Origin of the sequence: Micromonospora sp. CCTCC AA 2012012, assembly GCF_040499845.1 — a bacterium.
Classification (GTDB): Bacteria; Actinomycetota; Actinomycetes; order Mycobacteriales; family Micromonosporaceae; genus Micromonospora; species Micromonospora mangrovi.
Genome location: NZ_CP159342.1, coordinates 234,918 through 256,394 on the forward strand (window position 1 = coordinate 234,918; position 21,477 = coordinate 256,394).

Sequence of the window (21,477 nt, forward strand, 5' to 3'; positions counted from 1 at the left end):
GGCTGATCATCTCCACCGACCCGATTCGAGGAGCTCGCATGCCCGTCGAGGTTGGCGCCGAGGCGCCGGACTTCGTGCTGAAGGACCAGAACAACCAGGAGGTCCGACTCTCGGACTTCCGGGGCAGCCGCACCGTGCTGCTGGTCTTCTACCCCCTCGCCTTCACCGGCATCTGCCAGGGTGAACTCTGCGAGGTGCGGGACAACCTCAACGAGTACGTCAACGACGACGTCCAGGTGCTGACCGTCAGCGTCGACTCGGTCTACGCCCACAAGATCTGGGCGGACCGGGAGGGCTACCAGTTCCCGCTGCTGGCCGACTTCTGGCCGCACGGCGCGGTCGCCCAGGCGTACGGCGTCTTCAACGACGTCGCGGGCATCGCCAACCGCGGCACCTTCGTGATCGACAAGGCCGGCGTGGTCCGGTTCGCCGAGATGAACATGCCCGGCGAGGCGCGGGACCAGCAGGGCTGGCGCAAGGCCCTCGCCGAGGCCGTCGCCGCCTGATCCCACCCCAGGCACGCCGCTGCGTCGGGCCGGCGGCCGGCAGGTAAGCTTGCCGGTCTCCGGCCCGCCGCGACGGGCGTTCCGGGCGCGTAGCTCAGTGGGAGAGCACTCGCCTTACAAGCGAGGGGTCGCAGGTTCGAAACCTGCCGCGCCCACACTTCGACCAGCGACGAGAACGGGCCGCCGATCATCGGCGGCCCGTTCTCGTCGCCTGCCTCGCTGCGAGGCGCGGAACGACGAAGAGGTGCGCGCCGAGACGCCTGGGCACCGCGAATACATACCCAGTATGCTCGCCGCCATGCGACCCCCTCACCGAACCGTGGCGCTCACCGCAGTACTCGGCGGCATTCTGCTCGGCGTCCTCGATTTCATCTGGATCAAGTACGTGCCGTACCCCTTCGGCGACCTGGGGAACTCCAGCGCGGTGTGGGCGGTCGCCGCCTTCTTCTTCGGCTTCTGGGTCCGGTCGGGCCGGCTACGCGCGGCGGTGGGTGCCGCTGCCGGTCTCGTCGTCGCGGTGCCCAGCTACCACGTCGCGGCGGCCCTCATCCAGGGCGACGAGTGGGCCGTGCTGTCGGCGCCACCCGCGCTGCTCTGGATGTTCTTCGGCGTCCTCGCCGGAGTGCTCTTCGGCATCGCTGGGACGTGGGCGCGCGGGCACGGGTGGCGGGAGATCCTCGGCCCCGCGCTACCGGGCGCTGTGCTCTTCGCCGAGGGGGGACTGGCGATCCGCCGGATCGGTGACCCGGACTACGGAACCGCTCCACTGTGGGACGCGCTGATCAGGATCACGCTCGGTGCTCTGGTCGTCGTTCTGGCCAGCCGCACCAACCGGCAACGAGCACTCGCCCTGGCCACGGCGCTGCCCCTGGCCCTGGCCGGCCTGGCGGCGTTCCTGCTGGCGGGCTTCCGATGACCGGATCGGCCGGCGTGCTGCTGGCGGACGTGGCGGTGGCTTAGCCGTTGTGGCGCCGACCTGCCCTGCCGTGCCCGTAGCACCAGCCGGAACCGCCCCGAGGCGAGCACTCCTCGGGGCGGTTCTCGCGACGCCGCGGCGTCCGGTCGCGCCGGGCGGCACCCGACGCGCTCAGCGACGGGCCAGGCGACGCACGCCGGAGACGGCGTCGTAGGGCAGGCCGTAGTGCGCGAACACCGACGGTTCGTCATTGGCTGCCAGCTCACCGTTGGTGTCGATGGAGGGAGCGTCGCCGGCCTGCTTCTTGTCGTACCGCACGCGGACGGCGTCCGGCGACACCGTCGCGCCGTCCAGCGGGACGAAGGCCAGCCGGTGCCGGCCCACCATGCCGACCCTGACGGTGGCGAACGCCGGCTCGTCCGTCGCCGTGTCGACGTAGACGCCCTCCAGCTCGCCGATCTTGTCGCCCTGTGGATCGATCACCTTCTGGCCGTGCCAGTCACGCAAATTCTCTGCTGGAAACATGCGACTGTGGTGCCCCGACAGCACGGGCCAAAACGTGGCCGGGAGCCGCACGACCGCGTACGTCTCACCCGTCGACGCACCTGACTCCGGCTCGTCTCCGGCCTGCATCCGATCAGGAATCGAGAAGCGCCGGGGGGTGTCGGGGACCTAGCGTTTGTCCTGGCCGGCAGCGCGCCGAGCCCCAACGTCGAAAGGCGGCCGGAGATGCCCGCGAAGAACGCCACCACCGATTCCGACGGCTTCAGCGCCGAGGAGCGCGCCGCGATGAAGGAGCGCGCCGCCGAGCTGCGCGCCGAGGGCAGGAAGGGGGCCAAGAAGGCCGACGACCTCCAGGCCGTCCTCGACCGGATCGCCCAGATGGCGCCGGCGGACCGGACGCTCGCCGAGCGCGTCCACGCGACGGTCACCGCGAACGCCCCGGAGCTGTCGCCGAAGACCTGGTACGGGATGCCCGCCTACGCGAACGCGGCCGGCAAGATCGTCGTCTTCTTCCAGGACTCGGGCAAGTTCAACTACCGCTATTCGACCCTGGGCTTCCAGGACGCGGCCACCCTCGACGACGGCGATCTCTGGCCGGTGTCGTACGCGCTGAAGCAGTGGAGCCCCGAGGTGGAGAAGCGGGTCGCCGAGCTGGTCCGGGCCGCGGTCTCCTGACCGGGGGGCGGTCACGACTCCGCCGCGGGCCGGGTGCTGCGGAAGGTACGGCGGTAGGTGTCCGGCGGGACACCCACGGTGCGGTGGAAGTGCCGGCGCAGCGTCGTCGCGGTGCCCAGACCGGCCGCCCGGGCAATGACGTCGATGCTCTCGTCGGTGTTCTCCAGCAGCTCCTGGGCCCGGCGGATCCGCTGCGTCGACAGCCAGTGCAGCGGGCTGGTGCCGGTCGCCGACCTGAAGTGGCGGGCCAGGTTGCGGGAGCTCATGTTCGCCCGGCGAGCCAGGTCCTCCACGGTCAGCGGCCGGTCGAGCCGTTCCATCGCCCACGGGAACAGGTCGGCGAGCGGATGGTCGTCGCGGGCGGGCACCGGGGTGGTGACGAACTGGGCCTGGCCGCCCGCGCGGTGCGGCGGCACGACCAGGCGACGGGCCACGGCGTTGGCGACCGTCGCGCCATGGTCGCGGCGGATCAGGTGCAGGCACAGGTCGATCGCGGCGGCCTTGCCGGCGGAGGCGAGCACGGTCCCGTTGTCGACGTAGAGCACGTCCGCGTCGACCTCCACCCGGGGATAGCGGGCGGCCAGCGCCTCGGTGTGCGCCCAGTGGGTGGTCGCGCGCAGCCCGTCCAGCACCCCGGCGGCGGCCAGCACGAACGCGCCGGTGCAGAGCGACACCAGCCGAGCGCCCGCCGCGTGGGCGGCGCGCACGGCGTCGAGCAGGTCGGCCGGCACGTCGGCGTCGACGTCCGCCACGGCCGGGATGATCACGGTGTCGGCGCGGGCGAGCCGGTCCAACCCGTCGTCGGGTTCCAGCCGGAACCTGCCCATCCCGACCGGGCCCGGCCCGCACACCACGAGGTCGTACCACGGATCGGCCAGGCCGGACGGGTCGCGGACGAAGACCTCGCACGCCAGGGCGAACTCGAAGTGCAACATCCCGTCGGTGGCGGCGAGCGCAACGGTGGCCATGTCCGAAACTGTACGGGGGATGGCGTTCCAGACACTCGTCCGGGCTCGTCGCGGCGGAGAGGATCTTCTCAGTCGTTCTTCGAGGAGGAGCTGGGATGGGTACCGAGCAGATCGTGGCGGTGTTCGGCGCGTACGGACACACCGGCCGGTTCGTGGTGACGGAGTTGCGCGAGCGCGGGTTCGTCCCGCTGCTCCTGGGCCGCGACGCGGAGCGGCTCCGGGCGCTGGCGGCGTCCCAGCCGGGGCTCGCCCACCGGGTGGCGTCGGTCGACGATCCGGTCTCGCTCGACCGGGCGCTGGAGGGTGCGGCGGCGGTCGTCAACTGTGCCGGCCCGTTCGCCTCGACCGCCGCCCCCGTGATCGAGGCCGCCCTGCGCGCCGGCATCCCGTACGTGGACGTGGCGGCCGAGATCGAGGCCAACGTGGACACCTTCGCCCGCTTCGCCGAGCGCGCGCGGAGCGCGGGCGTGGCGGTGGTCCCGGCGATGGCGTTCTTCGGCGGACTCGGCGACCTGCTGGTCACGACGGCGATGGGCGACTGGACGGCGGCCGACGAGGCGCACGTCGCGTACGGGCTGAGCAGTTGGCATCCGACCGCCGGGACCCTCGCCTCCGGCACGGTCTCCCGCGAACGGCGGGACGGCCGACGAGTCCGCTACACCGGCGGTCGGCTCGACTACCACGACGGGGAGGGCGAACTGCCCCGTCTGGAGTGGGACTTCCCCGCTCCGCTGGGCACCCGGACCGTCCTCGGCGACTTCACGATGGCCGACGTCGTCACCGTCCCCCGCCACCTGGCCATTCCCGAGGTGCGCACGTACATGACGCTCGGTGCGGCCGAGGACCTGGCCGCACCCGGCACACCGGCACCGGTCGCGGTCGACGGGCACGGCCGGTCCGCGCAGACGTTCACCGTCGACGTCGTCGTCCGTGCCGGCGACACGCGGCGCCGCGTCGTCGCCAGCGGCCGGGACATCTACGCCGTCAGTGCGCCGCTGGCGGTCGAGGCGGTGCGGCGTGTTCTCGACGGCCGGACGAGGACGACCGGCGTCGCCTCCGCCGGCGAGATCTTCGACGCGCCCGACTTCCTCCGCGCGCTCTCCGCACACCTCTCGGTCGCACGGCACGACGCGGATCCGCTCCCGCTGGAGGCGGGGAGCGGCCGGCTGAGCGGGTAGGTCAGCGTCGGCGGCGCGCGTCGGCCTCGGCGTCGAGCATGTCGTTCAGCGCCAGTGCCGTGTTGATCAGGGCCAGGTGGCTGAACGCCTGCGGGTAGTTGCCGATCTGCTCGCCGGTGGCCGCGATCTCCTCGGCGTAGAGGCCGAGATGGTTGCTGAAGGTGAACATCTTCTCGAAGGTGAGCCGGGCGTCGTCCAGACGGCCGGAGCGGGCCAGCGCCTCGACGTACCAGAAGGTGCACATGTTGAAGGTGCCCTCGTGGCCGGGGAGGCCGTCGGGGGAGTGCACCGGGTCGTACCGGTGGACCAGGCTGTCGGAGACCAGCTCCCGCTCGATGGCGTCCAGGGTGTCGAGCCAGAGCGGGTCGGTCGGCGTGATGAAACCGACCGCCGGCATGGCGAGCAGCGCCGCGTCCAGCACGTTCTCCCCGTACGCCTGGACGAAGGTGCCGCGGCCCCGGTGGTAGCCGCGGGCCATGACCTGGTTGTAGATCTGGTTCCGCTGGTCGGTCCAGCGGGCGACGTCACCGGGACGGCCGGTCCGGTCGGCGAGCCGGATGGCCCGGTCCAGCGCCACCCAGGACATCACCCGGCCGAAGGTGTAGTTGCGGGGGTGGTGGCGGCTCTCCCAGATGCCCGCGTCGGGTCGGTCCCAGTGCTCGCAGAGCCAGTCGACCAGCCGGACGGTGCTGCGCCACACCTGGTGGGAGACGCGGATGCCCTGCTCGTCGGCGAGGTGCATGGCATAGAGCGCCTCGCCGTGGATGTCGAGCTGGAGCTGGTCGGCGGCGCCGTTGCCGATCCGCACCGGGCCGGAGCCGCGGTAGCCCTCCAGGTGGTCGAGGATCTCCTCGTGCAGGTCCGACGAACCGTCGACCCGATACATGATCTTGAGTGGGTCCTGGTGGTCGCCGGCCTCGCGGACCCGCTCGTCGAGCCACTCCATGTAGCGGCTGACCTCCTCGGTGAAGCCGAGACCGAGCAGGGCGTGCACCGAGAAGGACGTGTCCCGGATCCAGGTGTAGCGGTAGTCCCAGTTCCGGGTGCCGCCGATCAGCTCGGGCAGTGACGCGGTCGGCGCGGCGATCATCGCGCCGGTCGGGGCGTACGTCATCAGCTTCAACGTGATGGCGGAGCGTTCCACCATCTCCCGCCACCGGCCGGTGTACCGGGAGCGGTCGACCCAGCGTCGCCAGTAGTCCCGGGTCCACTCGAACATCCCCTGCACCTCTTCGGGCGGGACGATCCGGGGTTCGGCACCGGCGGCGGTCTCCAGCACCACGCCGCCGGTGTCGCCCTCGTTCAGGGTGGCGTACCCGATCAGGTCGCCGTCGCGCACCTGGATGTCGCCGGAGTCGATCAGGCGGCGGACCGGGGCGACCGGGTTGAAGGTGAACGCCGCCGTGCGGCCGCGGAAGACGTACCCGTTGCGGTGCTGCTCCACCTCGTGCGGGTCCCGCGCGTAGTCGAAGCGGGGCCGGCACTCCAGCCGGAAGCGCATGCTGCCCCGCACCATGGTCACCATGCGGACCAGGCGGTGCACGTCGGTGGCCCGCTCGCCGGTGACCGGCATGAAGTCCACCACCTCGGCGACCCCGTCGGCGCTGATGAAGCGGGTGATCAGGATCGGGGTGCCGGGCAGGTAGAGCTGCTTGGTGACGTGCGGGACGTCGTCCGGGGCGATCCGGAAGTAGCCGCCGCGTTCGGCGTCCAGCAGGCCGGCGAAGATGCTGGGCGAGTCGAAGCGCGGCGCGCAGAACCAGTCGATCGTCCCGTCACAGGTCACCAGGGCGGCGGTCTGGAGATCGCCGATCAGTCCGTGGTCCTCGATCGCCGGATAGGTGTGCACGTCGACCCCCGGTTTCGGCTGCCCCTGGGCATTGACTTTAGAGAACAAATGTCGGTTTGACGGGCTTTTGCCGCACCTCCCTCGCCGGTCCCAGTGACCTTGGCCACCGGGCAGCGCGTGGAGTGACCGGCGGTCGTTCAGCGGTCCTTACCCGCCGGTTAAGCTGGTGCCGCGAAGTCGCTCCCCGACCGGGGTGCGGCTTCGTAGTGCTTCGCGGGATCCGTGGAGCCCAGCCGTACCGACGTTCTCCGGGCCAACCGCTCCGGGACGGCTGCACCCCCTTCGCCCGTCCGGCGCGCCGGACGGGCCAACCCGGAACGGAGTGAGCCACGCCATGAGCGTGACCGCGCAGGATCCTGCTGCCCCGATCGAGCCGGCGGAACCCGCCGAGCACGGTCGTCTCGACCGCTTCTTCGAGATCACCCGGCGCGGCTCGACCGTCCGCCGTGAGGTGCTCGCCGGCCTCACCACCTTCGCCACGATGGCGTACATCGTGGTGCTCAACCCGCTGATCATCGGCACCGCCCCCGACGCCGACGGCAAGCTGCTCGGCATCGCGCCCGTCGCCGGGGTCACCGCCCTGGTCGCCGCCGTGATGACGATCATGATGGGGATCGTCGGTCGGGTGCCGTTCGCGGTGGCGACCGGGCTCGGCCTCAACGCCTTCGTCGCGTACGCCGTCGCCTCCCAGATGAGCTGGGCCGAGGCGATGGGCCTGGTGGTGATCGAAGGTCTGATCATCACCGTGCTGGTGCTCACCGGCTTCCGGAAGGCCGTCTTCCGCGCCATCCCCGCCGAACTCAAGGCGGCCATCGCCGCCGGCATCGGCCTCTTCATCGCGCTGATCGGCTTCGTCGACGGCGGCCTGGTCCGCCGGGTGCCGGACGCCGCCGGTACGACCGTCCCCGTGCAGCTCGGCGCGGACGGCACCCTGCGGGGTTGGACCACCGTCGTCTTCCTGGTCGGCCTGCTGGTCACCGGCATCCTGGTCGCCCGCAAGGTGAAGGCCGGCATCCTGATCGGCATCGTGGCCACCACCGTCGTCGCCGTGATCGTCAACGCGCTGGCCAAGCCCGGCCCGGCGTTCGTCGACGGCAAGCCCAACCCGACCGGCTGGCAGCTCAACGTGCCGACCCTGCCGGACCCGCTGGTCAAGGCGCCCGACCTGCACCTGGTCGGCAACGTGTCGTTCGGCGCGTTCGCGCACGTCGGCGTGATGACCGCGCTGCTGCTGGTCTTCACCCTGGTCCTCGCCGACTTCTTCGACGTGATGGGGACGACCGTCGGGCTGGCCAAGCAGGCCAACCTGGCCACCGAGGACGGCACCGACATGCCCCGGCTGGGCAAGGTGCTCTTCGTCGACGGTGTCGCCGCGGTCGCCGGTGGCGCCGGCAGCGCCTCCTCGGCCACCACGTACGTCGAGTCCTCCTCGGGCATCGCGGACGGTGGGCGTACCGGCCTGACCAGCGTGGTGACCGGTCTGCTCTTCCTCGGCGCGCTGCTGCTCACCCCGCTGGTGTCGCTGGTGCCCAGTGAGGCCGCCGGCCCGGCGCTGGTCGTCGTGGGCGCGCTGATGATCCGCCAGGTGAAGGACATCGACTTCACCGACGTGGGGGTGGCCGTCCCGGCGTTCCTGACCATGACGCTCATGCCGTTCACCTACTCGATCACCAACGGCATCGGCGCCGGCTTCGTCAGCTGGGTGGCGATCCGGGTGGCGCAGGGCAGGGCTCGCCAGATCCACCCGCTGATGTGGGCGGTCGCCCTGGCGTTCGTCGTCTACTTCGGCATCAACCTGGTCAAGGCCGTCACCGGCGTCAGCTGACCGGCACCCACCGCGCCCCCGTACGTCCCCCGGCCCGGGGACGGCGGGGGCGCGGTGGGTCCGAGCCCGGGTCGCGGTGCCGTCGTTGTACGGACATGAGCTACGCGGACGTCAACGGGGTGCGCCTCTGGTACGAGGTCCACGGCGCGGGCCGGCCGCTGGTGCTGCTGCACGGCGGCTACGGGTCGGTGGAGATGTTCACCCCGATCCTGCCCGCCCTGGTCGAGCGGCGGCAGGTGGTCGCGGTCGACCTCCAGGGCCACGGCCGCACCGCCGACGTGGACCGCCCGTTGCGCTACGAGTCGATGGCCGACGACGTCGCGGCCCTGCTGCGGCACCTGGGCCTGCCGGAGGCGGACCTGCTCGGCTATTCGCTCGGCGGCGGCGTCGGGCTGCGTACCGCGATCCAGCATCCCGGGCTGCTCCGCCGGCTGGTGCTGGTCTCCACCCCCTGTCGCCGGCACGGCTGGTATCCGGAGGTGCTGGCCGCGATGTCGGCCCAGGACGAACGGACGGCCGAGCAGATGCGGGGGACCCCGCCGCACGAGCTGTACACCCGGATCGCCCCGCGCCCGCAGGACTGGCCGCGGCTCTGGGCCCGCACCGGCGACCTGCTGCGCCGCGAGTACGACTGGTCGGCGGAGGTTGCCGCGCTGACCGTGCCCACCATGCTGGTCTTCGCCGACGCCGACTCCGTCCCGGTGAGCCACATGGCGGAGTTCTTCGGGCTGCTCGGCGGCGGGCACCGGGACGCCGGCTGGGACGGCACCGACCGGCCGGTCGCGCGGCTGGCCGTGCTGCCCGGGTTGACCCACTACGACGTCGTGACCTCGTCGGCGCTGCCCGCCGCCGTGCTGCCCTTCCTCACCCACGAGCCGCGGTCGCCCGAGTGAGGGCTCCCGCCCGCCCGCCGGGTGGGGCCGGTCAGGGCAGCCGGCGCCGGAGCCAGGACAGCACCGCCTCGCCCTGGGCCCGCTGGAACGCGCGGACCGTGGGGATGCCGGTCGGCGGCGGTCGGCGGGACCCGTCGAGGAAGAACCCGGCGAAGCCGGCCAGCACGCCGGTCACCGCGTCCGGGTCCACGCCGGCGGTGACCGGGCAGGCCCGCAGCAGGGCCTCGGTGTCGTGGCCGCCGTGCAGCTCGACGTTGATCAGCAGGAGCACGGTGTCCAGCCAGGCCGGGCCCCGGCAGGCCCACGGCCAGTCCACCACGCTGACCGCGCCGTCCACCTCGATCAGCAGGTTGTCGGCCCGGACGTCGAGGTGGCAGAGGGTGTCGCCGGTCAGGGCGGCCAGTCCGGTCGCCGCCGCGCCGACCAGCTCCGGCAGCCGCCGTCGCGCCCACGGGTCCAGGTCGGCGGGCGGGTCCCCGGTGATCCGGTGCCAGCCGGCGAAGTCGTCCCGGAGCTGGTCGGCGGCCGTCGGCGCCGCGGGCACCGGCGCCGGGGTGAGCGCCGCGGCCATCCGCTCCAGGGCGGTCAGCACGGCCGCCAGCTCGTCGGCCCGCCAGGGCGTGGCCGGGGTACGCCCGTCGACGTCGGCGAAGACGAGCACCACCCAGTCACCGTCGTCGTGGGTGCCGAGCAGGCGCGGGGCCGGGGCGTGCGGCGGCAGCGCGGCGGCGATCCGTGCCTCCTGCCGGTGCAGCCCGGGGCTGTGCTCGTTGAGGGCGGGGCTGACCGCCTTGACGAACGCCCGCCGGCCACCGACGGTGCGGACCCGGTCGGCGGTGCCGGGGGAGTAGCCGCCCACCTGGGACACCGCCTCCACGACCCGGTCGCCGAGGAGCTCCTCGACGGCGGCCCGGATCGCGGGCGGCAGGTCGGCCCAGCCGATCCGGCTCCGCGTCGCGCTCGTCATCCGTCCACGGTGCCGCCGCCCCCGTCGCCCGGCAAGCCGATTACCGCCCGGTCGCGGCATAGCGCAGGAGCAGCACCCCGTTGGCCACCGGTCGGGAGTCGACCAGCGTGAGGCGGTACGGCTCGAAGCCCCGGGCGACGAGCGGGATGCCGCTGCCGGCGACCACGGGGTTCAGCTTGACGACCAGCTCGTCCACCTCGGACAGGAGCTGACCCGCCAGTCGGCCACCGCCGCAGAGCCAGATGTCCCCACCTGGTTGCTGCTTCAGCTCGCGTAGCAGGGTCGTCGGGTCGCCCGCGACGATCTCCACCCCGGGGTCGTCGGACGGCGGCAGGGAACGGGAGAAGACGTACTGCTTGAGGTGGGCGTACGGGCTGGTGACGCCGATCGCGAGGGCCGGCTCGTAGGTGCCGCGTCCCATCAGGACGGTGTCGAACCGGCCCTGTGGCGCGTCGAGGCCGAGGTGCGGATGCACGGCGGTGGGGAAGGTCTGGGGCCACTCGGCGACCAGTTGGGGGTCCGGTTCCAGCGGGAAGAAGTCGAAGGATCCGTCGGGTGCGGCGATGAAGCCGTCGAGGGTGCTGGCGACGTAGTAGACGAGCTTGCGCAAACCTGCTCCGATGTCCGGTCTCAACCACAACGGCCGTCGTGGTTGAGACAGAATCTACAACACCTGTCGTGGTTTTGCTAGGGTCATCGGGTGGCCAGGAACCCGGAACGACGTACCCTCCTCGCCGACGCCGGGCTGCGGGTGCTCGCCGCCGCCGGCGCGCGGGGGCTGACCCACCGTGCGGTCGACGCGGAGGCGGGCCTGCCGACCGGCACCGCCTCCAACTACTTCCCGTCCCGGGCCGCGCTGCTCGCCGGGCTCGCCGAGCGGATCTTCGACCGGATCGCGCCCGACCCGGCGGCCGTCGCCCGGCTCGGCGAGCGGGAGCCGTCGGTGGAACTCGTCACCGACCACCTGCGGGACATCGTGGCGCGGACCACCCGGGAGCCCGACCTCACCCGGGCCCTGTTCGAACTGCGGCTGGAGGGAGCCCGCCGGCCCGAACTGCGCCGCGCCCTCGGCGACGTGCTCCGCCGGGGGTACGCCGACGACGTCGCCTTCCACGTCGCGGCGGGGCTGCCCGGCGGCGCCTTCGAGGTCGCCCTGCTGCACTACGCCGTCGACGGCCTGCTGCTGGACCTGCTCACCACCTCGGTCGACGCCGGTTTCGACCCCGACCAGGTGGTCTCGGCCCTGGTGTCCCGGCTGGTGGGTCCGGCGACCGGCTGACCGCCCAGGTATGTCCACCGGCCCAACGGGAAACCGCGCTGGAGGCGACCTGGGGAGGAGCGCGGATGAGGGACGGTGCCGGACTGACCATCGGTGTGCTCGGCTCGTACGGGGGCCGCAACCTCGGCGACGAGGCGATCCTCACCGGCCTCCTCGCCGACCTGCGGCGGCAGGAGCCGAGGGCCCGGATCATCGTCTTCTCCCGGAACCCGGCGCACACCGCGCTGGCCCATCCCGACGTGGAGGCGGTGCCCTGGGAGGGCGTGAGCCGGGCCGACTCGTCGGTGATCCTGGCCGAGCTGGACCTGCTGATCCTCGGCGGCGGCGGCATCCTCTACGACCGGGAGGCGCGGCGCTACCTGCGGGTGGTGCGGGTCGCGCAGGAGCGCGGGCTGCCGCTGCTGACGTACGCGGTCGGGGTGGGGCCGCTCAGCGACGGCGTGGACAGCGGCATGGTCCGGGAGACCCTCGCCGAGGCCACCGAGGTCACCGTCCGGGACCAGGAGTCCCGGATGGTGCTGGAGGAGGCCGGCCTGGTGAACCCGATCACCGTCACCGCCGACCCGGCGTTCCTGCTGCAACCCGAGGAGTTCCCGGAGAACTGGCTGCGGGAGGAGGGCGTACCGGCTGGCAAGCGGCTGGTCGGGCTGAGCGTACGGGAGCCGGGCCGGGCCGCCGAACGGCTGGACGTGGACGGTTACCACCGGCTGCTCGCCCAGATCGGCGACTTCCTGGTGCACCGGATCGACGCGTACGTGCTCTTCGTGCCGATGGAACGCGACGACATCCGGCACTCGCACGGCGTGATGTCGCACATGATCGCCGCCGAGCGGGGGCGGATCCTGCACGGCGACTATTCGCCCCGGCAGGTGCTCGGGCTGATGAAGCACTTCGACCTGGCCGTCGGCATGCGGCTGCACTTCCTCATCTTCGCCGCCATGCAGGGCACGCCCTTCCTGCCGCTGCCGTACGCCGGGAAGGTCTTCGACCTGGCCCAGCGGCTCGGGGTGCCGGCGCTGCGCGGCGTGGAACGGGAGGTGGAGGGCCCCCTGCTGGCGGAGGTCGACCGGCTGTGGGACGAGCGGGCGTCCCGCGCGGAGGCCACCGCCCTGCGGGTGGCCGAGGTCTGCGAGCAGGCCCGCGGCACCTCGCACGTGACGCGCGGGGTGCTGGAGAGCATCCGTTCGCGGGTGATGTCCCCGGTCGGCGTGCGGTGATCCCCGCTCAGACCGCGGGCCCCCGCCAGGTGTAGATCCACGGCTGGCCCCGGCCGTCGTCGGACTCCAGCTCGTAGATCTGCGCCCCGGCGAGCCCCTGCTCGCCGAGGTGGTGGTGGGTCAGCGGCGGGCGGCCGTTGCTGTCCAGCTCGACGGTGACGGTCTCACCGTCGGCCTCGCCGCCCACCAGGGGGATCTGCGCCGTGGATGCCATGCGCCCATCCTGCCCCGGCGGCGACCCCGGCGCAGCGGATAGCGGGGCGGCGCGGGACGGTCGCCGTGGCTACGGTGTCGAGATGGCGGACATCCAGATCGACCCCACGCTCGCCCCGGTCCTCGCCCGCACGGGCGACGAGCGGGCCGTCCTCGACGCGTTCCTCGACTTCCACCGGGGCATCGTGCTGCGGAAGGTGCGGGGGCTCTCCGACGCCGACGCGAGCCGTCGCCTGGTGCCGTCCCTGACCACCCTCGCCGGCCTGCTCAAGCACCTGGCGCTGGTGGAGGAGAACTGGTTCCCTCTGCTCTTCGCGCCCGAGCCGGGCGAGGTCCACCGCACCGACGAGAAGGGCACCACGGAGGGCTTCACCCTCGACGCGGGGGAGACCGTCGAGACGCTGATCGCGGCGTACGAGGCCGCCTGTGCCCGGTCCCGCGAGGTGGCAGCCCGGTTCGACCTCGACCACGTGGTGCCGCACCCGCTGCTCGGCGAGGTGTCGCTGCGCTGGGTGCTGGTCCACATGGTCGAGGAGACCGCCCGGCACGCCGGGCACGCCGACATCCTGCGCGAGCTGACCGACGGCGAGACCGGGGCGGTCTGACGGCGGATCAGGGTCGGGGCAGCAGGCCCGGCGGATACTCCATGCCGTCGTGGGTGATCGCGGCGGCGGCGACCCGCGCGGCGTAACCGACGGCGTCGGGCAGCGCGTCGCCCCGTCGTCGGGCGGCGACCACACCGGCGACGAAGGCGTCGCCCGCGCCGTTGGTGTCCCGCACCGGGGCGGGCGGCACGGCGGCGGGCACCCGCAGCGGCGGCGCGTCCGGGGTGTGCAGGACGGCACCGGCCTCGCCGCCGGTCACCAGGACGGTGCGCGGGGCCAGCTCGGCGGCGAGCGACGCGGCCCGGTCGCCGAGGCGTACGCCGCTGACGAAGACCAGGTCGGCGGCCTCGGCGAAGGGCCGGTGGTAGGGGTTCTCGCCGTCCCAGTCGTGCAGGTCGGTGGAGAGGGACACCCCGTCGCCGAGCCCGGCGCGCAGCTCCGGCAGGGCCTCCCGCGCCCAGTCCATGATCGAGACGTGCACGTGTGCCGCGTCCCGGACCAGCGCGGTCAGCTCGGCCGCCGGGAAGGGTGCCGGCCCCTGCCAGGGGCGCGGGTCGTAGAGCGACATCCGCCGCCCGGCCGGGTCCACCAGGTTCACCGACCGTCGGGTGCCCGCCGGGGCGTCGACCAGCACCGCGTGCACCGACGTACGGCCCAGCGCCGCCCGGACCACGTCACCGGCCGGGTCGGTGCCCAGCACGTCCACCAGCGCCACCCGCAGGCCCAGCGCGTGCGCCGCCAGGGCCACCCCGGCACCGGTGTTGCCGATCCGCAGGTCGATCGGGGGGACGGGGAGCGAGTCGACGGCCGGTAGCGGGAGCCCGGGCACCTGGGTGCGGATGTCCACGCCGAGCCCGCCGAGCACGAGAAGATCGAACATGGCGCCGACGGTAGCCGGCCCGGGCCGCCTATCCTGGGGCGGGCGTCGACGAGGGGGAGCGTGTGCTGGTCATCCACGGGGTGTGGCTGTCCGGCGTCGGTCTCGCCGTCTGGGCCGAGGAGAGTTCCCGGCCGCCCCGGGCACCGCGCCGGCCCGGCCGGGCCCCGGGGGAGCGGCCCCACCCGTTCGCCGCGGACCACGCCACGCTGGCCGCCGTGCTCGGCGACCCCCCGGCCGAGGCGAGCACCGTACGGCTCCGCCTGCCGACCCGGGCCGGCTCACCGCTGGACTCCCCGGAACTCGTCCGGACCACCGTCGCGGAACCGCTGCGCGGTCCGGTCACCCTCGCCGGCTGGCGGGCCCCCACCCTGGTGTACGCCCCGGACGCCGCGCTCGCCCTGCTCCGGGCGCTCGACGACGTCCCGGCCGTGCCCGGGGCGACCCTGCGCCACCTGGCCGAGATCGCCGACTTCGCCACCGACCTGGTCGGCCGGGGCCGTCTCCTGCCGGCCGTCGCCGATCCCGTCGCCGGGTCCCCGGCCGTCGCGCCGCCGGCAGCGCCGGTGTTCCCGCCCTTCGGCGGCGCGGCAGCCGCGCCGGACGGCCGGTCCGGTGCGGCCGTCGACCAGGCGCAGTCCGCTCGCGCGGTGCCGCGGACTGCCGACCCGGTGACCGCCCGGGCCGTCTGGCGGCCGCTGCTCACCGGGACCGACGCCGGCTGGGCGCGGGCCCTCGCCCTGGCCCTGCCCCCGGCGGCCCGCGCCGCGACCCCGCCGGACGCCGTCGGACCGACGCGTCGGACCGGCTCGTCCGCGCCCGAAGCCGGCGCGGGCGGACCCACCGACGGGCGGGACGCCCCCGCGACCGACGGGCCGGGTGACCTGGTCGCCGATGCGCTGGACGCGCTGACCGACGCCGCCGCCCGGGCCGCGCTCGGGGAGACCGGGCTGACCCGGGGCATCCGGCCGGGCGGAGCGGTCCCGGCCTGGCTGGCCGCGTTGACCGGTCAGCGGCGCGAGTTCGCCACCGACCCGGCCGCGCTGGAGGTGCTGCGGACCGAGCTGGAACGGTGGCAGCGGGACGCCGTCGGTGGGGCCGTCCGGGCCAGCTTCCGGCTGGTCGAGCCGGACCCCGACGAGATCGACGAGCCGCTCCTGGTGGTGCCGGCCGACCCCACGGCCGTGGTGACGCAGGGCGGGCGGTGGCGGGTGGAGTTCGGCCTGCAACCGGCCGACGAACCGGGGCTGCTGGTCGAGGCGGCCCAGGTGTGGCAGGCCCCGGGCCCGCTGGCCGCGCTCGCGGTGGACGCCCCGCAGGAAACCCTGCTCGCCGAGCTGGGCCGGGCCAGCCGGCTCTGGCCGGAGCTGGACGACGCACTGCGTACCGCCGCGCCGGAGGGGATGGAGCTGGACCCGGAGGGGGCGCACCGGTTCCTCCGCGAGGGCGCGCCGGTGCTGCACGCGGCCGGTTTCGGGGTGCTGCTGCCCACCTGGTGGCGGCGACCCTCGTCCCGGCTCGGGGCGCGGCTGCGGGCGCGCAGCCGGACCGCCCCGGGCACCGTCGCCGCCGCGAGCGCGCTCGGGCTGGACGCGCTGGTCGACTACCGGTGGGAGGTGGCCCTCGGCGACCAGCCGCTGACCGCCGAGGAGCTGGCCGCCCTGGCCGAGGTGAAGTCCCCGCTGGTCCGCCTTCGCGGACGCTGGGTCGAGCTGGACCCGAAGCGGCTGGCCGCCGGCCTGCGGCTGCTCCGCTCGGCGGGCGAGCTGACCGTGGCCGACCTGCTCCGGCTGGGGCTCGCCGACGGCGACCGGCCGGACGAGCTGCCGGTGCTGGAGGTGACCGCCGACGGAGCGCTCGGTGAGCTGCTCGCCGGGGAGGCGGAACGACGGCTCACCCCGGCCGATCCGCCGCCGGGCTTCCACGGGACGCTGCGCCCCTACCAGCGGCGGGGGTTGGCGTGGCTGGCGTTCCTCCAGTCGCTGGGGCTGGGGGGCGTGCTCGCCGACGACATGGGGCTGGGCAAGACGGTGCAGCTGCTCGCCCTGCTCGCCGGGGACCCACCCGGGGCGGGGCCGACCCTGCTGGTCTGCCCGATGTCGCTGGTCGGCAACTGGCAGCGGGAGGCGGCGAAGTTCGCCCCCGGGTTGCGCGTACACGTGCACCACGGGGCCGAGCGGGCGCGCGGCGAGGGGTTCGCCGCGGTCGTGCACGCGGCGGACCTGGTCCTCACCACCTATTCGGTGGCCGCCCGGGACGCCGTCGAGCTGGCCGGGATCGACTGGCACCGGGTGGTGGTCGACGAGGCCCAGGCGATCAAGAACGCCTCGACCCGGCAGGCGGAGGCCGTCCGGTCGCTGCCCGCCCGGCACCGGGTCGCGGTCACCGGTACGCCGGTGGAGAACCGGCTCGCCGACCTCTGGTCCATCATGCAGTTCGCCAATCCGGGGCTGCTCGGCCCGGCAGCCGCGTTCCGCAAGGCCTACGCGGAGCCGATCGAGCGGCACGGCGACGAGGAGGTGGCCGCGCGGCTGCGCCGGATCACCGGGCCGTTCGTGCTGCGCCGGCTCAAGACAGACGCGTCGATCATCTCCGACCTGCCCGAGAAGCTGGAGATGGAGGTGCTCTGCAACCTCACCGCCGAGCAGGCCGCCCTCTACCGGGCGGTGGTCGACGACATGCTGGCGAAGATCGAGTCCAGCGACGGGATGGAACGCCGGGGGCTGGTGCTGGCCACCATGACCCGGCTCAAGCAGGTCTGCAACCACCCGGCGCAGCTGCTGCGGGACGGCTCGGCGCTGCCCGGCCGCTCCGGCAAGCTGGAGCGGCTGGAGGAGATCGTCGACGAGGTGCTCGGCGTGGGGGAGAGGGCCCTGCTCTTCACCCAGTACGCCGAGTTCGGCGGGATGCTGCGCGGGCACCTGTCGGCCCGCTCCGGCCGGGAGGTGCTCTTCCTGCACGGCGGGGTGGGCAAGGCCGAGCGGGACGCGATGGTGACCCGGTTCCAGTCCCCGGACGGCCCGCCGCTCTTCGTCCTGTCGCTCAAGGCCGGCGGCACCGGGCTCACCCTCACCGCCGCCAACCACGTGGTGCACGTGGACCGGTGGTGGAACCCGGCCGTCGAGGACCAGGCCACCGACCGGGCCTTCCGGATCGGCCAGCGCCGCCGGGTGCAGGTCCGCAAGTTCGTCTGCGCGGGCACCGTCGAGGAGAAGGTGGCCGCGATGATCGCGGACAAGCGCAGCCTGGCGTCCCGCGTGGTGGGCAGCGGCGAGCAGTGGGTCACCGAACTCTCCACCGGGGCGCTGCGGGAGCTGTTCGCGCTGGAGGCCGGGGCGGTGGTGGAGTGAGCGGCCCCTTCGCCGAGTACGGCCCGCCCCGCCGCGTCGAGGGCGGACTGAAGGCGCGCAGCACCCGCGGCGCGATCGGGCAGTCCTGGTGGTCGCGGCGGTTCCTGGAGGTGCTGGAGTCGTTCGCGCTGGGCACCCGACTCACCCGGGGCCGGGCGTACGCGCGCCGGGGCCAGGTGCTGCGGCTGGACGTGACGCCCGGGCTGGTCACCGCGGCGGTGCAGGGTTCCCGGCCGGAGCCGTACCAGGTGCGGATCGGGTTGGCGGCGTTCCCGCCCGACGGCTGGGAGCGGATCGAGGCGGACCTCGCCGGCCAGGCGTTCTTCAGCGCCCGGCTGCTCGCCGGTGACCTCCCGCCCGAGCTGGAGCAGGTGTTCGCCGACGCGGGCGCGCCGCTCTTCCCGGCCGGCGTGGCCGAGTTGACGCAGGCCTGCTCCTGCCCCGACTTCGCGGTCCCGTGCAAGCACCTGGCGGCGAGCTTCTACCTGCTCGCCGAGGCGTTCGACGCGGACCCGTTCCGGCTGCTGCACTGGCGGGGTCGCAGCCGCACCGAGCTGCTGGACCGGCTCCGTACGCTGCGCGCCACCACCCCCGCCGTGGCGCCCGTCGACGGGCCGGCGGCGGCGGATGCGCCGGCACGCTCCACGCCGGAGCTGCCGGCCGCCGGAGCGGCGCGGGTGCTCGGTACGGTGCCCGCACCTGCGTTGGCCGACGCGGTGGACCGGTTCTGGCTGCCCCCGGTGCCGCTGCCCGACCGGCCACCCACCCTGGCCACCGGCTCCGAGCTGCTGCTGCGTCAGCTCGCCCCACCGGGGCCGGCGATCGGCGGCCCCGGCCTCGTCGAGCGGCTGCGCCGGGCGTACCGGGAGTTCGGCCGGTCCGGGCCGGACGCGTCATAGCCAGCGTCGCCGGAACCGCCACATGAGCCCGGCGTTGGCCACCAGCACCACGGCGCAGATGGCGCCGGCCAGCCGGCCGGCCAGCACGGTCATCGCCGGCAGCGAGGCCCACAGCACGATGGTCAACAGCATCAGGTAGCGGCCACGGCGGCCCCGGGCACGGTGGTCGAGCCGGGCGAAGAACTGCGGATCGCTCTCCCGCAGCTGACGGGTGATCTGCTCGAACCTGCGCTGATCCTCTTTGCTGAGCATGGCGGTGCCTTCCCCTCAGGCTTCAGCGGTCCGGCGGCATACCCGCAACTCAGGGCCGTCACGCGCTCCTGCTGCTGCTACTTTCCCGGTACGGGCGGACCGGATCCGCCGCCCGGGCGAGCACAGGGCAGGCTTATCGCCACCTTAAGTTTCCCTGTGGCAATGAACGGTCGCGTCAGCGTCGCAGCGGACCGAAACGTTACGTGGTCGCCGTCCGGGGCTGTGTCGTCCCTGCTCCGGACGCCGGGGACCGGACCGGGACGGACCGGCCAGCGGGGACACGCCCTGAGCACCGTCTTAAGTGCCCTCGCGGGTGCCGTCGGACCGCCTTGAGACCCGTCCGGCCCGTGGCTACTTTCCCGTAGCAACTCCTCCGCAACAGTCGCCGCCGCTGCTGCCCTTCCCCCGGTCGCAGGTGTGTCGGCGCTCGAAGAAAACGGGATTGGTACATGGCCGACCAGAATGTGCCACCACGTCGACCCCGGCCCGACCGCGGCTGGGACGGACGCCAGCGCCCCACCGCCGACGGCTACCGCGACCGGCACGTCACGCCGTACGGCGTCGAGGCGGGCCAGGGCGGCTACGCCGGCACCACCGGCACCCTCCCCGCCGCCGGTCCACAGTGGGTCGGCCCGGACGGCTTCGGCCGGCAGGGCCAGCCGCAGCCGGCCGGCTACCCGCAGCCCGGCCCGGGACTGCCCAACCTGGACGATGACGACGAGCCGGGCCGACGGGTCGGCCGGCGGCGGGCCCTCGCCGCGCTCGGTGGCACCGCAGCGGTGGTCGCCGGTGGCGCCGCCCTCGCGATGACCCCCCAGGTGCGTGGTCTCTTCGCCGACGCCCCGCAGGCCGGTGACGCCACCGGCACCACGGTCACCGACGGCACCGCGGCCCGACCCAGCGGCCAGCAGCCCAGCACCGTGCGCACCTACACCGAGCAGAACGAGAGCTACATGGGCTCCCGGGCCGGTGCGGCGCTGAAGAAGAACTCGCCGACCGGCGGACGGATCTTCTCCGGCCCGGCCGCCGCCGCGGCGGAGACCCAGGTGACCGTCAAGACGGTCCTCGCCAAGGACCCGATCCGGCACCTGGCCAGCCGGGCCACCTTCGGCCCCACGCCGAAGGTGCTGGCGGACATCAAGCGTCTCGGCATCGACGCGTGGCTGCGCTGGCAGCTCGACCCGGAGAAGATCGCGCCGACGAAGGCCGAGCTGAAGCTCGCCGAGCTGCCCAGCCTCAAGCTCACCCCGCAGCAGCTGCGGGACCAGCGGGACCAGCTCAACGAGCGCGGCGTCCAGCCGGAGAAGGAGACGATCGACGCGACGATCGCCCGGCAGATCTGGTCGGACCGGCAGCTGTTCGAGGTGATGGTCGACTTCTGGAACGACTTCCTGCACGTCGCCGCCGACTTCGACGGTGGGGAGACCTACCGCAACGCGTTCGACCGGGACGTCATCCGCAAGCACGCGCTGGGCAGCTACCCGGAGATGCTGGTCGCCGCGAACAAGCACCCGGCGCTGCTGCTCTATCTGAACCAGGTGGACTCCCGCAAGGACGCGGTGAACGAGAACCTCGCCCGGGAGAACCTGGAGCTCTACTCGGTCGGCGTCGACGGCGGCTACACCGAGAAGGACGTCCGGCAGGCCGCGATGCTCCAGACCGGCCGCGGCGTCGCCGACGGGAAGTACATGTTCTTCCCCGAGCGGCACTACCTCGGCAAGGTCAAGATCCTCGGCTTCAGCGACCCCAACGCCTCGGCCGACCCCAAGGTCGCCGACGCGACGATCGACCGGTACATCGCCTACATCGCGCTGCACCCGTCGACCGCTCAGTACGTGGCCCGCAGCCTCGCCACCCGGTTCGTCTCGGACACCCCGCCGAAGTCGCTGGTGGACCGGCTGGCCAAGACGTACGCGGCGAACAAGGGTCTGATCAAGCCGCTGCTGATCACGCTCTTCAGCTCGTCGGAGTTCTGGGCGGCGGTGGGCCAGAAGGTCCGCCGGCCGATGGAGTACCTGGTCGCCACGTACCGAGCCCTCGGTGTGACGCCGGAGGCGTCGGCCGGGTTCTCCGGCGACGACCGGCGCACCCCCTACCAGCAGGGGCTGCGGCAGATCCAGGACAAGATGCGCGAGCTGGGCCAGTACCCGATGGGCAAGCCCACCCCGGACGGCTACGCCGACGTCTACGTCGCCTGGACCTCGGCCGGCACCATGGTCGACGGCTGGAACGAGGCCGGCGAGCTGCTCGGCGGCTGGCGCAAGCAGTTCACCTACACCGCGCCGGAGAAGCTGGTGGCCCGTCCGCCGGCCACCGCCGGGGCGTACGTGGACGCGCTGGCCGTGCGGCTGGTGCACCAGAAGCTGAGCGCCAAGGAGAAGGCGCTGGTCCTCGGCGTCGCCGGGGTCTCGGCGACCGCCAAGGTCGACGCCACGTTCAACGGGGCCATCGCCGCCGTCGCGCGGACGATCCTCGCTTCCCCCCAGCACCACCTCCGGTGAGGC

At 73.5% G+C, this 21,477-nt stretch carries 20 protein-coding genes and 1 tRNA gene; 13 read left to right on the top strand and 8 right to left on the bottom strand.

The features are described 5' to 3' along the window. The first annotated feature begins 38 nt into the window (after positions 1-38). From ABUL08_RS01140 to ABUL08_RS01150, 3 genes are all read left to right on the top strand, one after another. Positions 39-506 (top strand): peroxiredoxin, encoded by a 468-nt coding sequence (locus tag ABUL08_RS01140; RefSeq protein WP_242793303.1) that lies wholly within the window; start codon positions 39-41, stop codon positions 504-506. Positions 507-589: 83 nt separating this feature from the next. Continuing rightward, positions 590-661: transfer RNA gene (locus ABUL08_RS01145), tRNA-Val, on the top strand. Between the two features lie 143 nt (positions 662-804). Next, positions 805-1,422 (top strand): DUF6518 family protein, encoded by a 618-nt coding sequence (locus tag ABUL08_RS01150; RefSeq protein WP_350933747.1) that lies wholly within the window; start codon positions 805-807, stop codon positions 1,420-1,422. A gap of 171 nt (positions 1,423-1,593) precedes the next feature. On the opposite strand, the gene ABUL08_RS01155 is transcribed toward ABUL08_RS01150, so the two are convergent. After that, on the bottom strand, positions 1,594-1,947 hold the full coding sequence (locus ABUL08_RS01155; RefSeq protein ID WP_350933748.1) for a PRC-barrel domain-containing protein: 354 nt from the start codon (positions 1,945-1,947) through the stop codon (positions 1,594-1,596). 204 nt (positions 1,948-2,151) lie between these two features. Here ABUL08_RS01155 and ABUL08_RS01160 point away from each other — a divergent pair, with 204 nt between their 5' ends. Beyond that, positions 2,152-2,601, top strand: a complete 450-nt coding sequence (locus ABUL08_RS01160) for an iron chaperone (RefSeq protein WP_350933749.1) — start codon at positions 2,152-2,154, stop codon at positions 2,599-2,601. A gap of 11 nt (positions 2,602-2,612) precedes the next feature. Here ABUL08_RS01160 and ABUL08_RS01165 read toward each other — a convergent pair whose 3' ends face one another. Continuing rightward, positions 2,613-3,569, bottom strand: a complete 957-nt coding sequence (locus ABUL08_RS01165) for a helix-turn-helix domain-containing protein (RefSeq protein WP_350933750.1) — start codon at positions 3,567-3,569, stop codon at positions 2,613-2,615. A 95-nt stretch (positions 3,570-3,664) separates the two neighbouring features. On the opposite strand from ABUL08_RS01165, the gene ABUL08_RS01170 reads away from it, so the two are divergent. After that, complete coding sequence (locus ABUL08_RS01170) at positions 3,665-4,747, top strand: saccharopine dehydrogenase family protein (RefSeq protein WP_350933751.1); 1,083 nt, start codon at positions 3,665-3,667, stop codon at positions 4,745-4,747. A gap of 1 nt (position 4,748) precedes the next feature. On the opposite strand, the gene ABUL08_RS01175 is transcribed toward ABUL08_RS01170, so the two are convergent. Further along, positions 4,749-6,596, bottom strand: coding sequence for a glycoside hydrolase family 15 protein (locus ABUL08_RS01175; RefSeq protein WP_350933752.1), 1,848 nt, complete (start codon positions 6,594-6,596; stop codon positions 4,749-4,751). 334 nt (positions 6,597-6,930) lie between these two features. Between ABUL08_RS01175 and ABUL08_RS01180 the strand changes: the two genes are divergently transcribed. Together ABUL08_RS01180 and ABUL08_RS01185 are read left to right on the top strand one after the other, a co-directional pair. Next, positions 6,931-8,421, top strand: a complete 1,491-nt coding sequence (locus ABUL08_RS01180; protein ID WP_350933753.1) for an NCS2 family permease — start codon at positions 6,931-6,933, stop codon at positions 8,419-8,421. Between the two features lie 95 nt (positions 8,422-8,516). After that, positions 8,517-9,314, top strand: coding sequence for an alpha/beta fold hydrolase (locus ABUL08_RS01185; RefSeq protein WP_350933754.1), 798 nt, complete (start codon positions 8,517-8,519; stop codon positions 9,312-9,314). Positions 9,315-9,345: 31 nt separating this feature from the next. Here the strand turns inward: ABUL08_RS01185 and ABUL08_RS01190 are convergent, their stop codons facing one another. Both ABUL08_RS01190 and ABUL08_RS01195 read right to left on the bottom strand, forming a co-directional pair. Then, a complete protein-coding gene (locus ABUL08_RS01190; protein ID WP_350933755.1) occupies positions 9,346-10,281 on the bottom strand; it encodes a phosphotransferase family protein in 936 nt (311 codons plus the stop codon). Between the two features lie 40 nt (positions 10,282-10,321). Next, complete coding sequence (locus ABUL08_RS01195; protein WP_350933756.1) at positions 10,322-10,891, bottom strand: dihydrofolate reductase family protein; 570 nt, start codon at positions 10,889-10,891, stop codon at positions 10,322-10,324. 90 nt (positions 10,892-10,981) lie between these two features. On the opposite strand from ABUL08_RS01195, the gene ABUL08_RS01200 reads away from it, so the two are divergent. Further along, the gene (locus ABUL08_RS01200; RefSeq protein ID WP_350933757.1) at positions 10,982-11,560 is read left to right on the top strand and encodes a TetR/AcrR family transcriptional regulator; all 579 of its coding nucleotides are present in this window, start codon (positions 10,982-10,984) and stop codon (positions 11,558-11,560) included. Positions 11,561-11,625: 65 nt separating this feature from the next. Then, complete coding sequence (locus ABUL08_RS01205) at positions 11,626-12,777, top strand: polysaccharide pyruvyl transferase family protein (protein WP_350933758.1); 1,152 nt, start codon at positions 11,626-11,628, stop codon at positions 12,775-12,777. A 7-nt stretch (positions 12,778-12,784) separates the two neighbouring features. Here the strand turns inward: ABUL08_RS01205 and ABUL08_RS01210 are convergent, their stop codons facing one another. Beyond that, complete coding sequence (locus ABUL08_RS01210; protein ID WP_350933759.1) at positions 12,785-12,991, bottom strand: hypothetical protein; 207 nt, start codon at positions 12,989-12,991, stop codon at positions 12,785-12,787. An 82-nt stretch (positions 12,992-13,073) separates the two neighbouring features. Between ABUL08_RS01210 and ABUL08_RS01215 the strand changes: the two genes are divergently transcribed. Beyond that, complete coding sequence (locus tag ABUL08_RS01215) at positions 13,074-13,595, top strand: DinB family protein (protein WP_350933760.1); 522 nt, start codon at positions 13,074-13,076, stop codon at positions 13,593-13,595. Between the two features lie 7 nt (positions 13,596-13,602). Here ABUL08_RS01215 and ABUL08_RS01220 read toward each other — a convergent pair whose 3' ends face one another. After that, positions 13,603-14,475, bottom strand: a complete 873-nt coding sequence (locus tag ABUL08_RS01220; RefSeq protein ID WP_350933761.1) for a carbohydrate kinase family protein — start codon at positions 14,473-14,475, stop codon at positions 13,603-13,605. 62 nt (positions 14,476-14,537) lie between these two features. Here ABUL08_RS01220 and ABUL08_RS01225 point away from each other — a divergent pair, with 62 nt between their 5' ends. Beyond that, positions 14,538-17,822, top strand: coding sequence for a DEAD/DEAH box helicase (locus ABUL08_RS01225; RefSeq protein ID WP_350933762.1), 3,285 nt, complete (start codon positions 14,538-14,540; stop codon positions 17,820-17,822). Further along, positions 17,819-18,721 (top strand): SWIM zinc finger family protein, encoded by a 903-nt coding sequence (locus ABUL08_RS01230; RefSeq protein ID WP_350933763.1) that lies wholly within the window; start codon positions 17,819-17,821, stop codon positions 18,719-18,721. The genes ABUL08_RS01225 and ABUL08_RS01230 overlap by 4 nt, the downstream gene beginning before the upstream one ends. Here ABUL08_RS01230 and ABUL08_RS01235 read toward each other — a convergent pair. Further along, positions 18,716-18,973 (bottom strand): DUF3040 domain-containing protein, encoded by a 258-nt coding sequence (locus ABUL08_RS01235; RefSeq protein WP_151461528.1) that lies wholly within the window; start codon positions 18,971-18,973, stop codon positions 18,716-18,718. The genes ABUL08_RS01230 and ABUL08_RS01235 overlap by 6 nt on opposite strands. 449 nt (positions 18,974-19,422) lie before the next feature. Here ABUL08_RS01235 and ABUL08_RS01240 point away from each other — a divergent pair, with 449 nt between their 5' ends. Beyond that, the gene (locus ABUL08_RS01240; protein WP_350933764.1) at positions 19,423-21,474 is read left to right on the top strand and encodes a DUF1800 domain-containing protein; all 2,052 of its coding nucleotides are present in this window, start codon (positions 19,423-19,425) and stop codon (positions 21,472-21,474) included. Positions 21,475-21,477 lie beyond the last annotated feature (3 nt).

What these genes read in the sequence shown, in the direction of transcription:
- ABUL08_RS01150 (WP_350933747.1), top strand. Translation starts at nt 805, where the DNA reads ATGCGACCCCCTCACCGAACCGTGGCGCTCACCGCAGTACTCGGCGGC.
- ABUL08_RS01205 (WP_350933758.1), top strand. Translation starts at nt 11,626, where the DNA reads ATGAGGGACGGTGCCGGACTGACCATCGGTGTGCTCGGCTCGTACGGG.
- ABUL08_RS01215 (WP_350933760.1), top strand. Translation starts at nt 13,074, where the DNA reads ATGGCGGACATCCAGATCGACCCCACGCTCGCCCCGGTCCTCGCCCGC.
- ABUL08_RS01165 (WP_350933750.1), bottom strand. Translation starts at nt 3,569, where the DNA reads ATGGCCACCGTTGCGCTCGCCGCCACCGACGGGATGTTGCACTTCGAG.
- ABUL08_RS01170 (WP_350933751.1), top strand. Translation starts at nt 3,665, where the DNA reads ATGGGTACCGAGCAGATCGTGGCGGTGTTCGGCGCGTACGGACACACC.
- ABUL08_RS01140 (WP_242793303.1), top strand. Translation starts at nt 39, where the DNA reads ATGCCCGTCGAGGTTGGCGCCGAGGCGCCGGACTTCGTGCTGAAGGAC.
- ABUL08_RS01220 (WP_350933761.1), bottom strand. Translation starts at nt 14,475, where the DNA reads ATGTTCGATCTTCTCGTGCTCGGCGGGCTCGGCGTGGACATCCGCACC.
- ABUL08_RS01190 (WP_350933755.1), bottom strand. Translation starts at nt 10,281, where the DNA reads ATGACGAGCGCGACGCGGAGCCGGATCGGCTGGGCCGACCTGCCGCCC.
- ABUL08_RS01235 (WP_151461528.1), bottom strand. Translation starts at nt 18,973, where the DNA reads ATGCTCAGCAAAGAGGATCAGCGCAGGTTCGAGCAGATCACCCGTCAG.
- ABUL08_RS01180 (WP_350933753.1), top strand. Translation starts at nt 6,931, where the DNA reads ATGAGCGTGACCGCGCAGGATCCTGCTGCCCCGATCGAGCCGGCGGAA.
- ABUL08_RS01185 (WP_350933754.1), top strand. Translation starts at nt 8,517, where the DNA reads ATGAGCTACGCGGACGTCAACGGGGTGCGCCTCTGGTACGAGGTCCAC.
- ABUL08_RS01240 (WP_350933764.1), top strand. Translation starts at nt 19,423, where the DNA reads ATGGCCGACCAGAATGTGCCACCACGTCGACCCCGGCCCGACCGCGGC.
- ABUL08_RS01155 (WP_350933748.1), bottom strand. Translation starts at nt 1,947, where the DNA reads ATGTTTCCAGCAGAGAATTTGCGTGACTGGCACGGCCAGAAGGTGATC.
- ABUL08_RS01160 (WP_350933749.1), top strand. Translation starts at nt 2,152, where the DNA reads ATGCCCGCGAAGAACGCCACCACCGATTCCGACGGCTTCAGCGCCGAG.
- ABUL08_RS01210 (WP_350933759.1), bottom strand. Translation starts at nt 12,991, where the DNA reads ATGGCATCCACGGCGCAGATCCCCCTGGTGGGCGGCGAGGCCGACGGT.